The sequence below is a fragment of the Enemella evansiae genome (assembly GCF_004362375.1).
In the GTDB taxonomy this organism is placed as follows: domain Bacteria; phylum Actinomycetota; class Actinomycetes; order Propionibacteriales; family Propionibacteriaceae; genus Enemella; species Enemella evansiae.
In genome coordinates this window covers 197,112-209,914 of the sequence record NZ_SNXA01000011.1, presented here as the reverse complement: position 1 = coordinate 209,914, position 12,803 = coordinate 197,112, and the positions used below count along the sequence as shown (strand labels likewise).

Here is a 12,803-nt window from a genome sequence, read left to right as displayed (position 1 = left end):
CCATGACCGACACCCGTGGAGACGGCCGCGCCCAAGACCAGCTCCGGGAGGTGAAGTTCACCCGCAACTGGCTTGATCACGCCGAGGGCTCGGTGCTCGTCGAATACGGGATGACCCGGGTACTGATCGCCGCTTCGGTCACCGAGGGTGTGCCCCGCTGGCGCCGCGGCTCCGGGCTCGGCTGGGTCACCGCGGAGTACGCCATGCTGCCGCGGGCCACCCACGACCGCTCCGACCGGGAGGCCGTCAAGGGCCGGATCGGCGGGCGTACCCACGAGATCTCCCGGCTGATCGGCCGCAGCCTGCGCGCGGTGATCGACTACCAGGCGCTCGGGGAGAACACCATCGTGCTGGACTGCGACGTGCTGCAGGCCGACGGCGGCACCCGGACCGCCTCGATCACCGGCGCCTACGTCGCGCTCGCCGACGCGGTGTCCTGGCTGCGGGAACGCGACCTGCTCGCCGGCGAACCGCTGACCGGGTCGGTCGCCGCGGTCAGCGTCGGCGTCGTCGGGGACACCCCGGTGCTGGATCTCAACTACGCCGAGGATTCCACCGCCGAGGTGGACATGAACATCGTGATGGGCGGCGACGGCCGTTTCATCGAGGTGCAGGGCACCGCCGAGGGTGCGCCGTTCGACCGGGAGCTGATGAACAAGCTGCTCGATCTGGGCGCCCAGGGCTGCGCCGAGCTGACCGAGTTGCAGCAGCAGGCGCTCAAGGCGGGCGCGACGTCGTGACCGAGTCGGTACCGGCCGGCGCGCGCGTCGTGCTGGCCACCAACAACGCGAAGAAGCTGATCGAACTGCGCCGGGTCAGCGAACGCGAGGGCATCCAGGTGCTCGGCCTGGCGGACTTCGAGCGCTATCCGGAACCGGCCGAGACCGAGTTGACCTTCGAGGGCAATGCGCTGCTCAAGGCCCGTGCCTGCGCGGCCGCCACCGGGCTGCCGGCGCTCGCCGACGACTCCGGGATCGCGGTCGACGTGCTGAACGGCATGCCGGGGGTACGCTCCGCGCGCTGGGCCGGGCCCGACGCCAGCGACGCCGACAACCTCGAACTGCTGCTCCGCCAACTCGCCGACGTACCGGCCGAGCGGCGCGGCGCCCAGTTCGTCAGCGCGCTCGCCCTGGTCCTGCCCGACGGCCGCAGCGAGGTCACCCACGGATTGATGCCGGGGCAGCTGGCTGTCAGCCCGGCGGGGGAGAATGGCTTCGGTTACGACCCGATCTTCGTGCCCGACGGTGAGACCCGGACCACCGCCGAGTTGAGCGCCGCCGAGAAGGACGCGATCAGCCATCGTGGCCAGGCGATCCGGGCGATGGTGCCGCAGCTGGTGCGGCTGGTGGGGGAGGAGACCCGATGAAGCAGTATCTGGATCTGGTGCAGCGCGTGCTCGATGAGGGCGCCGAGAAGACCGACCGCACCGGTACCGGCACGCTGAGCATCTTCGGACCGCAGCTGCGCTTCGACCTGAACGCCGGTTTTCCCTTGCTCACCACGAAAAAGGTGCACCTGCGCTCGGTCGTCGGTGAACTGCTCTGGTTCCTGCGCGGCGACTCCAACATCGGCTGGCTGCACGAGAACAAGGTGACGATCTGGGACGAGTGGGCCGACGACGACGGCGAACTGGGACCGGTCTACGGCGTGCAGTGGCGTTCCTGGCCGACCCCTGACGGCGGCCACGTCGACCAGATCGCCCGGCTGATCGAGGGCCTGCGGACCAATCCCGATTCCCGGCGCCACCTGGTGTCGGCGTGGAACGTCGGGCAGCTGGAGGAGATGGCGCTGCCGCCCTGCCACACTTTCTTCCAGTTCTACGTCGCCCCGGCCGCCGCCGACGATCCGGACCAGCGGGGCCGGCTGAGCTGCCAGCTCTACCAGCGCTCGGCCGACATCTTCCTGGGCGTGCCGTTCAACATCGCCTCCTATGCCCTGCTCACCCAGATGGTCGCCCAGGTCACCGACCTGCGGGTGGGGGAGTTCGTGCACACCCTCGGCGACGCGCACATCTACAGCAACCACCTTGAGCAGTGCCGGACCCAGCTGGCCCGCGAACCCCGGCCGCTGCCGACGCTGAAGCTCAATCCGGCGATCCGTGAGATCGACGGTTTCGGGTTCGCCGACATCGAGGTGCTCGACTACGACCCGCATCCGGGCATCAAGGCGCCGGTGGCGGTGTGAGCGGTCCGGATCCGAACGCGCCCGCGGTGACAGCGATCGCGGCGGTCGCGGCGAACGGGGTGATCGGCGCCGACAACGATCTGGCCTGGCGGCACAGCGAGGACTTCGCCCACCTCAAGGCGCTCACCATGGGCGGGGTGCTGGTGATGGGCCGCAAGAATTACGAGTCCATCGGCCGGCCGCTGCCCGGGCGGGAGTCCTATGTGGTCACCCGCAACCCCGACTGGACCGCTGACGGCGTACACGTCTTCGGTGACCTCGACGAGGCGATCGACGCGGCGCTGGCGACCGGCAAGCGGGTCTGGATCTTCGGCGGCGGCGAGGTGTACGCCCAGGCCTGGGCCCGCACCGACGGCCTGGAGCTGACCGAGATCGACGCCCACCTGCCCGGCGACACCTATTTCCCGACCATCGACCCCGCCGACTGGCGGGAGACCGCCCGCGAGGACCGTGGCGGGTTCAGCTGGGTGCGCTACCGCCGCCGGAGCTGATCGCGGCACCCAGGCGTCCGGGAGGCAACTCAGCCCAGTCGGAGCACGAACTTCTGCTCGACCCGGTTGGTGACCGGGTGCCGACGGGTCTGGTCGGTGCCGATCCAGCCCATCGCCTCGTAGACGAAGATCGCGCGGATGTTGTCGGCGTACACCCACAGCTCACCGGAGCCGAAATCGCTCTCCCGCAGCGCGCTCGGCACGGCGACCAGCAGCCGACGGGCCCAGCCCTCGCCCCAGTGACCGGGGGCGACGCCGAGGTAGCGGATCTCACCGACGGTCTCGTCGGCGTCGCGGGAGGGCTCGACGGCGGCGAAGGCCATCATCCCCTCCTCGGTGTTGAGGGCGAGCAGGAACGAGCGCTCGGAATGGTTCAGGGTCTCCTGGATGAGGCCGACCGCCTCATCGCTGTTGGCGTCGCTGGCCTGGCTCTCGTCACGTTTGGCGGTGGCGTTCGCCCAGATCCGGGCGGCTTCTTCCGCGGCAGCAGCGTCTCGGGTCTTGACTGTTTCCACGGTGTTGCTCCTTAATCCCGATCCGGGGGTGTGGGGGCACCTCCGGCTGGGCAATACATTCCTGAACTGGCTCGACGCCCCATCATGTCGCACGCTCAGCCGTGCCGAAGAAGGGACTCGAACCCTCACGCGCGTGCGCACAGGAACCTAAATCCTGCGTGTCTACCAGTTCCACCACTTCGGCCTGCGCCCAGTCTAGGGGTGCCGGCCGGGCGCATGGCACCGGTGGAATCCGCTCAGACGCCGATCTCCCGGCGCAGCCGCTCGACGTGCCCGGTGGCGCGCACGTTGTACTGCGCGAGATCGATCGTGCCGACCCCCTTGTCGTCCACATCGATGACGAAGGTGGAGCGGATCACGCCCTCGACCTGCTTGCCGTACATCGTCTTGGTGCCATAGGCCGAGTACGCCGCCATCACCGCCTTGTCCGGGTCGGAGAGCAGCGGGAACGCGATCGACTCCTTCTCGGCGAACTTGGCCAGCTTCTCCGGCTTGTCGGGGGAGATGCCAAGCACCTCGACACCGCCGGCCTCGAACTCCTTCATCGCGGCGGTGAAGTCGATCGCCTGGGTGGTGCAACCGGGGGTCATCGCGGCCGGGTAGAAGTAGACGACCACCCGGCGCCCGGCCTGGTCGGCGAGCGACACCGACTTGCCGGTGGAATCGGTGAGGGTGAACGGCGGAGCGGTGTCGCCGGGTTCGAGTCGCGAGGTCATGGCCAAACCCTAGCCATCGGCCCCGACACCCGCCACGGCGGTGTTCCCGCGCGTGGTTTCGACACCCGCACCCGGGCGGCGCCCGGACCGATCCGGTTGTACTAGGCTGAGTCACTGTCCCTGCGACGCCGCGCCCAGACCGGGCGTACGCCCGAACGTGACGACATGCGACGAGGAGTCCCAAGTGGCAGACCAGAATCCCCGCAGCCGATCGCAGATCGAAGCCGATCTGGCGGCCGCGCGTACCCGGTTGTCGGCCAACCTGGAGCGCCTGATCGACGAGGTGCACCCCGCCAACGTGAAGCGCCGCGAGGTCGAGGGGTTCAAGTCCTTCGTCCAGGGCGAGTTCGACAACGCGAAGGCGCAGGTGAAGACCGCTTCGGGAAAATGGCGGTGGGACCGGATCGCGATGGTCGCGGGTTCGGCCGCGGGCTTCGTGGCCCTGCTGGCGATCACCCGCGCGGTGGTCCGCCGCGGGCAAGGCGGGGATTCCTGAGCCGGTTGCTGAGGCGTACCGGTGAGTGAATCGGGCGGGCAGGACCCCGAGGCGCTGCCGATCCGGATGCTGCACGACCGGGTGCTGGTCTCCACCGAGGGGGAGAACGGTGAACGGCGCAGCGGCGGCGGGATCGTGATCCCGGCGACCGTGGCGATCGGCCGCCGGCTGACCTGGGGTGCGGTGGTCGCGGCCGGGACGAGCGTACGCACCGTCAAGGTCGGTGACCGGGTGCTCTTCGATCCCGAGGACCGGGCCGAGGTGGAGGTGCGCGGCAAGGACTACGTGCTGCTGCGCGAGCGTGATCTGCATGCCGTGGCGGCCGAACGACTCTCGGATGGTCATACCGGTCTGTACCTGTGAGTCCGGCGCGGTCGCGCCCGAGGACATCAGTCAGCCCCTGATGAATTGACCGATTGGTCAGGACTTTATAACGATCGTGCGGAGAATCTTTCCCTGAACGTTTCAGAGCCGGACTTGCCGGTCTAGTCTGAGCCTCGCTCACCCATTCAGAAAACTCATGGGCTTCGCAACTCATGGGCAGCACGGACACAACGAAGTGAGGCAGATATGTCATTGACCCGTCGTATCGGACGCATCGGCGTCGCGGGCACCGCGCTCGGGACCATGGTGCTGCTCGCCGCCTGTGGTGGCGGTGGCTCCACCTCCGGTGGCGCCGGCGGCCAGCAGGCCCAGGCCAACTGGGACGAGCGGGGCCCGATCCAGTTCGTCTCCGGCAAGGACACCTCGAACGCCGTCCCGCAGATCATCGACAAGTGGAACGCGCAGCACCCGGATCAGAAGGTCACCTTCATCGAGTTGAGCGATTCGGCCGATGAGCAGCGGAACGCGATGATCCAGAACTACCAGACCAAGGGCGTCGACAAGACCGTCTACGACATGGACGTCGTCTGGACCGCCGAGTTCGCCGGCAACCAGTACGTCGAGGCGCTGCCCGAGGGCAAGTTCGACACCTCCAAGATGCTGAAGCCGGCGGTGGATGCCTCCACCTACTTCAACAAGCTGTACGCCGTCCCGGTCACCTCCGACGGCGGCCTGATGTTCTACCGCAAGGACTGGCTGGACGCCGCCGGGATCACCACCCCGCCGAAGACCCTCGATGACGTCAAGGCGGCCTGCAAGCAGATCAAGGAGAAGGTGCCCGACGCCAAGAGCGCCGACTGCTACGCCGGCCAGTTCCAGAAGTACGAGGGCCTGACGGTGAACGTTTCCGAGGCGATCAACTCCGCCGGTGGCGCGATCGTCAAGGACAACAAGGTCGCGGTGAACAGCCCCGAGGCCCAGAAGGGCCTGCAGTGGATCGCCGACGGGTTCAAGGACGGCACCATTCCCCAGGGTGCGATCACCTGGAAGGAGGAGGAGTCCCGACAGGCCTTCCAGGACGGGAAGCTGATGTTCCTGCGCAACTGGCCCTACGTCTACTCCAAGTTCTCCGCCACCGACGGCTCGTCGAAGGTGAATGACAAGTTCGCCGTCGCCCCGCTGCCCGGTGTCGACGGACCGGGTGTCTCCTCGCTCGGCGGCCACTCCTACGCGGTCGCCAAGTTCGCCAAGAACAAGGGCACCGCGCTGGACTTCATCGCGTTCGCCGCGGCGGAGGAGCAGCAGAAGATGCGCACCAGCACCTCGGCCCTGGCGCCGACGATCGAGTCGCTCTACTCCGATCAGGAACTGGTCGACAAGTACCCGTACCTGACCCCGCTCAAGGAGTCGATCGCGGGCGCCCAGCCGCGGCCGAAGGTGGTCAAGTACGGCGATGTGTCGAAGGCCATCCAGGATTCCTCGTACGCGGTGCTGCAGGGCCAGAAGGACCCCGCTGCCGCGACCGCGGAGATGCAGACCAAGCTGGAGTCACTGGTCAAGTGAGTTGCCCCGGGGGTGGGTGCGCGTCGTGATCGGCGCGGCCCGCCCTCGGGCCCTCCACCCCTGATCGACGCACCAAAGGAGGTGTGCTGTGTCCACGAGTACCGAATCCACCAGAAGTGAGGCTTCGAGACCCACCCCGGGATCGGGGAAGTCGAGCCCGGCCCGCGGTGGCAAGGGTAAGAAGAATGCGCTGTCCGACGGCCAGGCGAGTTTCGCGGCCGTCCTGCTGTCGCCGACCATGGTGGTCATCCTCGCCGTCGTCGGCGTACCCATCCTGCTGTCCATCCGGGAATCCTTCTTCCGCCGCAACGACGGCGTCGATCCGAACACGGGTCTGGTGCAGCAGGGGGACCAGTTCGTCGGCCTCGGCAACTACACCGCGGTGTTCGCCGAGAACGCCACCGTGAGCGGCATGTGGGGGCCGATGGATCGGTTCTGGAACGCGTTCTGGAACACCAGCGCGTTCACCCTGGTCTGCATCATCCTGGAGACCGTGCTCGGTGTCGCGATGGCGCTGATCATGTCCAAGGCCTTCCGCGGCCGCGGCATCGTGCGCGCCGGAATCCTCGTGCCGTGGGCGATTCCGACGATCGTCTCGGCGCTGATGTGGAAGCTGATCTTCGACGAGGCGGGCATCGCGAACCGGATCCTCGGTCGACAGATCCTCTGGCTCGCCGACAACACCTCCTCGTTCTGGGCGATCGTGATCGCCGATGTCTGGAAGACCGCGCCATTCATCGGATTGCTCACCCTGGCGGGACTTCAGACGATCCCCGATGAGGTCTACGAGGCGGCCCGGGTCGATGGGGCCAATGCCTGGCAGCAGTTCGTGCGGATCACCCTGCCGATGGTGAAGCCGGCGCTGGTGGTCGCGGTGCTGTTCCGGACCCTCGACACGATGCGGATGTTCGATCTGCCCTACGGCATGGTCGGCCCCGGCAAGTACTTCGTGGAGACCCTGTCGGTGTTCGCCTATGACGAGGCCAACCAGACCCGCTACGGCCCGGCGGCGGCGTACTCGATCGTGCTGTTCATCTACATCATGCTGATCGCCTTCCTGTTCGTGAAGTTCCTCGGCGCCGACGTGGTCGGCGATGACGATGTGAAGGCGGTCCGCGAGGCCAAGAAACGCCGACGCAGGATGAAGACCATCACTTCGGGGGAGAGTGCGACATGAGTACCGATGTCACCGTGGCCAGCTCCGCACAGGGTGGTACCACCGAAGAGGAGCTGCAGCATCTGCAGCGGAACAGCGGCTCCGGCAAGCAACGGGCCGGGCGAATCCTTGCCTACATCGGAATGGCGCTGATCGTCCTCTACTGCATCCTGCCGTTCTACTGGATGGTGGTCTCCTCGCTGCGGCTGCCGACGATGGGCCGCAGCACCGACCTGATCCCGAACCCGGCCTCGGTGGAGAACTATGCCGCCGTGTTCGCACCGGGCAACAACTTCGCCCGGTCGCTGCTGAACTCGCTGATCGTCTCCGGGGTGACCACCGTGCTCACCCTGGTGCTCGGCATCCTCGGGGCGTACGCCCTGGCGCGGCTGCGATTCGCGTTGAAGGGCATCGTGCTCGGCATCATCATCGCCTGCTCGATGTTCCCGCAGGTCACCCTGCTGATCCCGCTGCTGAAGATGTTCACCGGCACCTACGAGTGGCTGCCGCTCAACTGGATGAACACCTACCAGGCGCTGATCCTGCCCTCGCTGTCCTTCGCGCTGCCGCTGTGCGTGTGGAACCTGACCGCGTTCTTCCGCCAGCTCCCGGTGGAGCTCGAGTACGCCGCGATGGTGGACGGCTGCGGTCCGATGCAGGCGTTCTTCAGGGTGATCCTGCCGCTGGCCGCACCCGGTGTGTTCACCACCGCGATCATCACCTTCATCGCGGTCTGGAACGAGTTCATGATCGCCCTGACCTTCGGCCAGGACAAGGACATGAACACCGCCACCGTGGCGATCAGCAAGTTCACCGGCGCGACCGGCTTCGACACCCCCTACGGCACGATCATGGCCGCGGGTGTGATCGTCACCGTGCCGTTGATCATCGCGGTGCTGCTCTTCCAGCGCCGCATCGTCGCCGGCCTCACCGCCGGTGGCGTGAAGTAGCGAGCAGCCCATCCGGCTGTCCGGGGTCCGCTGGGGCCCCGGGCAGCCGGTTCTCGTTGGTAGGGGCATCGTCCTTCGGTCGGGGCATGGTGTGCGATGCCCCAACCGAAGGATCATGCCCGAACGGATTGAAAACGGCCGAGGCCCCGGGAGCTCCCGGGGCCTCGTCGATTGGTACACCGCCAGGGACTCGAACCCTGAACCCGCTGATTAAGAGTCAGCTGCTCTGCCAGTTGAGCTAGCGGTGCGCGCGAGGATTAACTGTACTGGGTCAACACCCCCGGCGCAAAACGAGATATTGCCTGTGGATAACCAGGGTTACGGGGCCACACGACCGGCCGGAACCCGCTTGGCTTGGGCCATGATCGAGACCACCGAGGACCTGTTGGCACGCGGTTGGACGTATGGCGAGATCCGCGACAAGGTCCGCGCCGGCGCCCTCCACCGGCTCGCCAGGGGCCGCTACTCCGACACGAATCCGGCACTGCTCAGCGAGGATGAACGCCACCTCCAACTGCTGGCGGCACTGCGCCCCGGACTCGCCGACGGGTCGGTGTTCACCCACGCGACCGCCGGCGTGCTGCACGGGCTCTGGCTCCCATCGAGCGAGCTGACCCGCGTGCATGTGACCAGACCCGGAACGCACCGTTCCGTCGGCCGTCGGGTGCAGATCCACGCCTTCCCCGACGCCGGAGATCTGACCACGCTGCAGCAGCCCGATGGCGAACCTGTCGAGGTCACCGACCTGCTCACCACGACGCTGGCGCTGGTGACCACCTTGGCGATCCCGGCCGCCGTGGCTGTCGCGGACTCGGCACTGCGGGCCGGACTGGATCGCGACACCGCACTCGCGGAGGTCGCGCGTTGGAAGACCCGCCCGGGTCGCCGCCGCGCGCGGCTGGCCCTCGAATTCGCGGACCGACTGAGCGAGAGTGCCGGGGAGTCCCGGTCGCGGTGGTTGATGCATGAGCTGGGGTTGCCGGCCCCGGTGTTGCAACAGGAGTTCACCAACGACGACGGGGAATGGATCGGGCGTACCGACTTCTGGTGGCCCGAGCATGGTGTCATCGGCGAATTCGACGGCAAGGTCAAGTATGGCCGGTTGCTCAGGCCGGACCAACGGATCGAGGACGTGATCCAGGCCGAGCGGGAGCGCGAACGGGCCCTGCAGAACCTGGGCCACTGGGTGGTTCGCTGGGTCTGGCGTTCGCTCGAGGCGCCGGCCGAGTTCGCCAAGCCGCTCACCCGGGCCCTGGCCCGCGGCCGGCGCTGACTCGCGGTTCGGGCATGGACCTTCGGTTGGGGCATCGCACACCATGCCCCGACCGGACTCCGATGCCCCGACGGTCGGTCGGGTCCGCCCCGGTGTGGTTGGCTGACCGGCATGGGAAAGACGCCGGATCCCGAGCTGACGATCGAGCGGGTACTGACCGCGGTCGAGCTCATTCCGCCCGGCCGGGTGGTCAGCTACGGGGACCTGGCCGAGCTGGTCGGTACCTCGGCGCGGCGGGTCGGGCGGGTCATGGCGACCCATGGTGCCGGGGTGCCCTGGTGGCGGGTCACCAACGCCGCTGGGGCGTACCCGCCGGAGCTGCTGGAGAGGGCGTTCCCGCACTGGGCCGAGGAGGGCATCCTGCTCGCCCCCTCCGGTCGCGGCTGTCGGATCGCGACCTACCGCGCCGATCTGCCAGCCCTCGCCGAGGCGTACGCCGCAGCGGTCGCGGACCTGGACGGCGGCCCGGACACCGAGGACGTGCTGGTGGTGGACGCCGCCAATGTCATCGGCTCGGTGCCCGACGGCTGGTGGCGGGACCGCCCCGGTGCCGCGGCGCGGTTGCACGACGCCCTGGTCGCCGCCCCCGGCGACCACGACCGGGTGCTGCTGGTCCTCGAGGGCCGCGCCCGCAGCGGCGTACCGGAAACCGTGCAGGGCGCGGTGCAGACGGTGCACGCCCCAGGTTCCGGGGACGACGAGATCGTCCGCCGCTGCCGCGAGCTGGCCGAGGACCGGCACCGGGTCACCCTGGCCACCGCGGACCGCGGGCTGATCGCCCGGGTGGATCCCCTCGGCGTACGGATCACCGCACCGCGCCGGGTCCGCCAGGGGGTGCAGCTCAACCCGCCGAAAGATTGACCGCACAGGGTGCTGACAAACTCCGGTCAGCAGGAGTTCACTGTGTTGTCATGACCCTCCCCATTTTTCGGCGGCTGCCGATCGACCGGATCGATGACGACTCGGGTGACTCCGGCACCCAGCTCACCCGCAGCCTCGGCCTGTGGCAGCTCACCGCGATCGGCGTGGGCGGCATCATCGGCGCCGGCATCTTCTCCCTGGCCGGGAGCGTCGCCAGCGGCGCCGAGGGCGGCAAGGGCGTCGGCCCGGCAGTGGTCTTCTCCTTCCTGATCGCCGGTATCGCCAGCGCGGCGGCGGCCTTCTCCTACGCCGAGTTCGCCGGGATGATCCCGCGGGCCGGGTCGGCCTACACCTACGGCTATGCGGTGCTCGGTGAGGTGGTGGGCTGGTGCATCGGCTGGGACCTGCTGCTGGAATACATCGCGATCGTCGCCGTGGTCGGCATCGGCATCTCCGGCTACTTCGAGTTCCTGCTCACCCAGTTCGGGGTCGAGCTGCCGGCCTGGATGATGGGCGCCCCCGGTACCGGTGAGGGGCACCGGGTCGACCTGTTCGCGATGATCCTCTGTCTGCTGGTCGCCTTCGTGCTCACCCGCGGCATTCGCAACGCTGCCCGGTTCGAACTGGTCGTCGTCGGCATCAAGGTCGCCATCGTGGTGCTGGTGATCGTCGTCGGCGCCTCCCAGGTGGTCTCGGCCAACTACACCCCGTTCGCACCGCTCGGTTTCGGGGGCGCGATGACCGGTGCCGCCACCGTCTTCTTCGCCGTCTTCGGCTACGACGCGCTCAGCACCGCCGCCGAGGAATCCAAGGATGCCCAACGGCACATGCCCAAGGCGATCCTGCTGTCACTGGCGATCGCGATGGTCCTCTACGTCGGCGTCTGCCTGGTGCTGACCGGCATGGTCAACTACAAGGAGATCGACCCGAAGGCCGGCATCTCCTCGGCCTTCGCGGCCACCGGAATGGCCTCCCTCGGCTCGATCATCGCGGTCGGCGCCATCGTCGGCATCATCACCGTGATGCTCACCTTCATGCTCGGTGTCACCCGGGTCTGGTTCTCGATGGCCCGCGACGGTCTGCTGCCGAGCTGGTTCGCCAAGACCGACCCGAAGCGCAATGTGCCCACTCGGGTGACCTGGATCGCCGGTATCGCCTCGGCGATCATCGCCGGGGTGCTGCCGATCAGCGAGGCGGCGGAGCTGACCAATATCGGCATCCTGCTCGCGTTCGTGGTGGTCTGCATCGCGGTGATCGTGCTGCGCTACCGCCGCCCGGACATCCCCCGCCCGTTCAAGACCCCGCTGATGCCCTTCGTGCCGGCGCTCGGTGTGATCTTCAGCCTCTGGCTGGTCTCGTTCCTGGAACCGGTGACCTGGCTGCGGTTCCTGGGCTGGTTCGTGCTCGGCCTGATCGTCTACTTCGCCTACAGCCGGCGGCATTCCAAGCTGGCCCGCCGCGAGACCGGTGCCGACCAGCCACGGTGAGTCGAGGGGTACGCCTCAGAGCCGGCGGGTGTCCAGGGTCGTCTCGACGGCCCCATCGGTGCCACGCTCGACGAAATAGCCGTACGCCCCGTCCTTCTCGCTGACCGCTTCGGGGGCTGCACCCCCGGTGCCGCGGTAGAGCAGCCCGGCGCCGTCGTCGGTCGCGTATCCGGCCGGCAGGGTGCCCTCGGCGATCAACCGCTGGAACAGCGGCCGGCGCCGTTCCTCGCTGTCGTAGTGCACACCGTTGGCGAACGGCAGGAAGGCCAACCCGTTGTCGACCGGGCGCAGCTCGGGGCCGAAGGAATCGGTGGTACCGCCGACATGCCAGCAGATGGAGCCGGCCGACACCCCGGTGAGCACGACCCCGGATTCCCAGGCCTGCCGCAGCGGAGCCGCGAGTCCGTGCAGTTCCCACATCGCCAGCAGCCCGGCGACGCTGCCGCCCATCACCCAGATCACGTCGGCGGCCAGCAGCTGCTCGGCGGGGGAGGCGACATTCGGCATCGGGAAGAGCTGCAGGTGCGAGGGCTGGTACCCGGCGGCCTGCGCTGCTGCGTGGAGCCGCAGCAGCACCGACTCCGAATCGCCCAGAGCCGTTGCCAGGAAGCAGATCCGCGGCGCCCGGCCGGTGACGTCGGCGAGCTCCACGGCCAGTTCGGTGAGCGGGGAGAACTCCAGCGCGGTGTGCTCACCGGGGCGTACGCCTCCGGAGGTCGCCAGGATGGTCGGGGTCTCGGCTGTCATGGGCCGAGCCTATTCGAGCCTGATCGAGACGGGTCGAGGA

Annotated in this window: 15 protein-coding genes and 2 tRNA genes; 12 read left to right on the top strand and 5 right to left on the bottom strand. The window is 68.2% G+C overall.

Going from position 1 to position 12,803, the window contains the following annotated elements; translation table 11 throughout:
- Window positions 1–2: 2 nt before the first annotated feature.
- From rph to C8D81_RS15595, 4 genes are read left to right on the top strand one after another with little or no spacing between them, the layout of a single operon-like run.
- A complete protein-coding gene (gene rph / locus C8D81_RS15610; RefSeq protein WP_133626386.1) occupies window positions 3–740 on the top strand; it encodes a ribonuclease PH in 738 nt (245 codons plus the stop codon).
- Window positions 737–1,366: an RdgB/HAM1 family non-canonical purine NTP pyrophosphatase gene (gene rdgB / locus C8D81_RS15605; protein WP_133626385.1), complete on the top strand. Its 630-nt coding sequence runs from the start codon at window positions 737–739 to the stop codon at window positions 1,364–1,366. The genes rph and rdgB overlap by 4 nt, the downstream gene beginning before the upstream one ends.
- Window positions 1,363–2,184 carry a thymidylate synthase gene (locus C8D81_RS15600; RefSeq protein ID WP_133626384.1) on the top strand — a complete coding sequence of 274 codons (822 nt, stop codon included), beginning with the start codon at window positions 1,363–1,365 and terminating at the stop codon, window positions 2,182–2,184. The genes rdgB and C8D81_RS15600 overlap by 4 nt, the downstream gene beginning before the upstream one ends.
- 26 nt (window positions 2,185–2,210) lie before the next feature.
- Entirely contained in the window at window positions 2,211–2,675 is a 465-nt protein-coding gene (locus tag C8D81_RS15595) for a dihydrofolate reductase (protein ID WP_133626383.1), read from the top strand.
- Between the two features lie 29 nt (window positions 2,676–2,704).
- Here C8D81_RS15595 and C8D81_RS15590 read toward each other — a convergent pair whose 3' ends face one another.
- From C8D81_RS15590 to bcp, 3 genes are all read right to left on the bottom strand, one after another.
- The gene (locus C8D81_RS15590) at window positions 2,705–3,190 is read right to left on the bottom strand and encodes a GNAT family N-acetyltransferase (RefSeq protein ID WP_166646840.1); all 486 of its coding nucleotides are present in this window, start codon (window positions 3,188–3,190) and stop codon (window positions 2,705–2,707) included.
- 102 nt (window positions 3,191–3,292) lie between these two features.
- A tRNA-Leu gene (locus C8D81_RS15585) sits at window positions 3,293–3,374 on the bottom strand.
- A gap of 52 nt (window positions 3,375–3,426) precedes the next feature.
- Window positions 3,427–3,906, bottom strand: coding sequence for a thioredoxin-dependent thiol peroxidase (gene bcp / locus C8D81_RS15580; RefSeq protein ID WP_133626381.1), 480 nt, complete (start codon window positions 3,904–3,906; stop codon window positions 3,427–3,429).
- 184 nt (window positions 3,907–4,090) lie between these two features.
- Between bcp and C8D81_RS15575 the strand changes: the two genes are divergently transcribed.
- From C8D81_RS15575 to C8D81_RS15555, 5 genes are all read left to right on the top strand, one after another.
- Window positions 4,091–4,402 (top strand): DUF3618 domain-containing protein, encoded by a 312-nt coding sequence (locus tag C8D81_RS15575; RefSeq protein ID WP_166646839.1) that lies wholly within the window; start codon window positions 4,091–4,093, stop codon window positions 4,400–4,402.
- Between the two features lie 66 nt (window positions 4,403–4,468).
- Window positions 4,469–4,765 (top strand): GroES family chaperonin, encoded by a 297-nt coding sequence (locus C8D81_RS15570; protein WP_094355941.1) that lies wholly within the window; start codon window positions 4,469–4,471, stop codon window positions 4,763–4,765.
- Window positions 4,766–4,972: 207 nt separating this feature from the next.
- Window positions 4,973–6,289: an ABC transporter substrate-binding protein gene (locus tag C8D81_RS15565; RefSeq protein WP_133626379.1), complete on the top strand. Its 1,317-nt coding sequence runs from the start codon at window positions 4,973–4,975 to the stop codon at window positions 6,287–6,289.
- Between the two features lie 88 nt (window positions 6,290–6,377).
- Entirely contained in the window at window positions 6,378–7,466 is a 1,089-nt protein-coding gene (locus tag C8D81_RS15560) for a carbohydrate ABC transporter permease (RefSeq protein WP_229118979.1), read from the top strand.
- The gene (locus C8D81_RS15555; RefSeq protein ID WP_094403855.1) at window positions 7,463–8,395 is read left to right on the top strand and encodes a carbohydrate ABC transporter permease; all 933 of its coding nucleotides are present in this window, start codon (window positions 7,463–7,465) and stop codon (window positions 8,393–8,395) included. Before C8D81_RS15560 ends, C8D81_RS15555 begins: the two co-directional genes overlap by 4 nt.
- 172 nt (window positions 8,396–8,567) lie before the next feature.
- Here the strand turns inward: C8D81_RS15555 and C8D81_RS15550 are convergent.
- Window positions 8,568–8,643: transfer RNA gene (locus C8D81_RS15550), tRNA-Lys, on the bottom strand.
- Window positions 8,644–8,756: 113 nt separating this feature from the next.
- Here C8D81_RS15550 and C8D81_RS15545 point away from each other — a divergent pair.
- The 3 genes from C8D81_RS15545 (at window position 8,757) to C8D81_RS15530 (ending at window position 12,016) form a co-directional block, all read left to right on the top strand.
- Entirely contained in the window at window positions 8,757–9,668 is a 912-nt protein-coding gene (locus tag C8D81_RS15545; protein WP_094403856.1) for a hypothetical protein, read from the top strand.
- A gap of 111 nt (window positions 9,669–9,779) precedes the next feature.
- Window positions 9,780–10,529, top strand: coding sequence for an MGMT family protein (locus C8D81_RS21680; protein ID WP_229118132.1), 750 nt, complete (start codon window positions 9,780–9,782; stop codon window positions 10,527–10,529).
- A 50-nt stretch (window positions 10,530–10,579) separates the two neighbouring features.
- Window positions 10,580–12,016, top strand: coding sequence for an amino acid permease (locus C8D81_RS15530; protein WP_094355819.1), 1,437 nt, complete (start codon window positions 10,580–10,582; stop codon window positions 12,014–12,016).
- 15 nt (window positions 12,017–12,031) lie between these two features.
- Here C8D81_RS15530 and C8D81_RS15525 read toward each other — a convergent pair whose 3' ends face one another.
- Window positions 12,032–12,763, bottom strand: a complete 732-nt coding sequence (locus C8D81_RS15525; RefSeq protein ID WP_094432218.1) for a Type 1 glutamine amidotransferase-like domain-containing protein — start codon at window positions 12,761–12,763, stop codon at window positions 12,032–12,034.
- Window positions 12,764–12,803 lie beyond the last annotated feature (40 nt).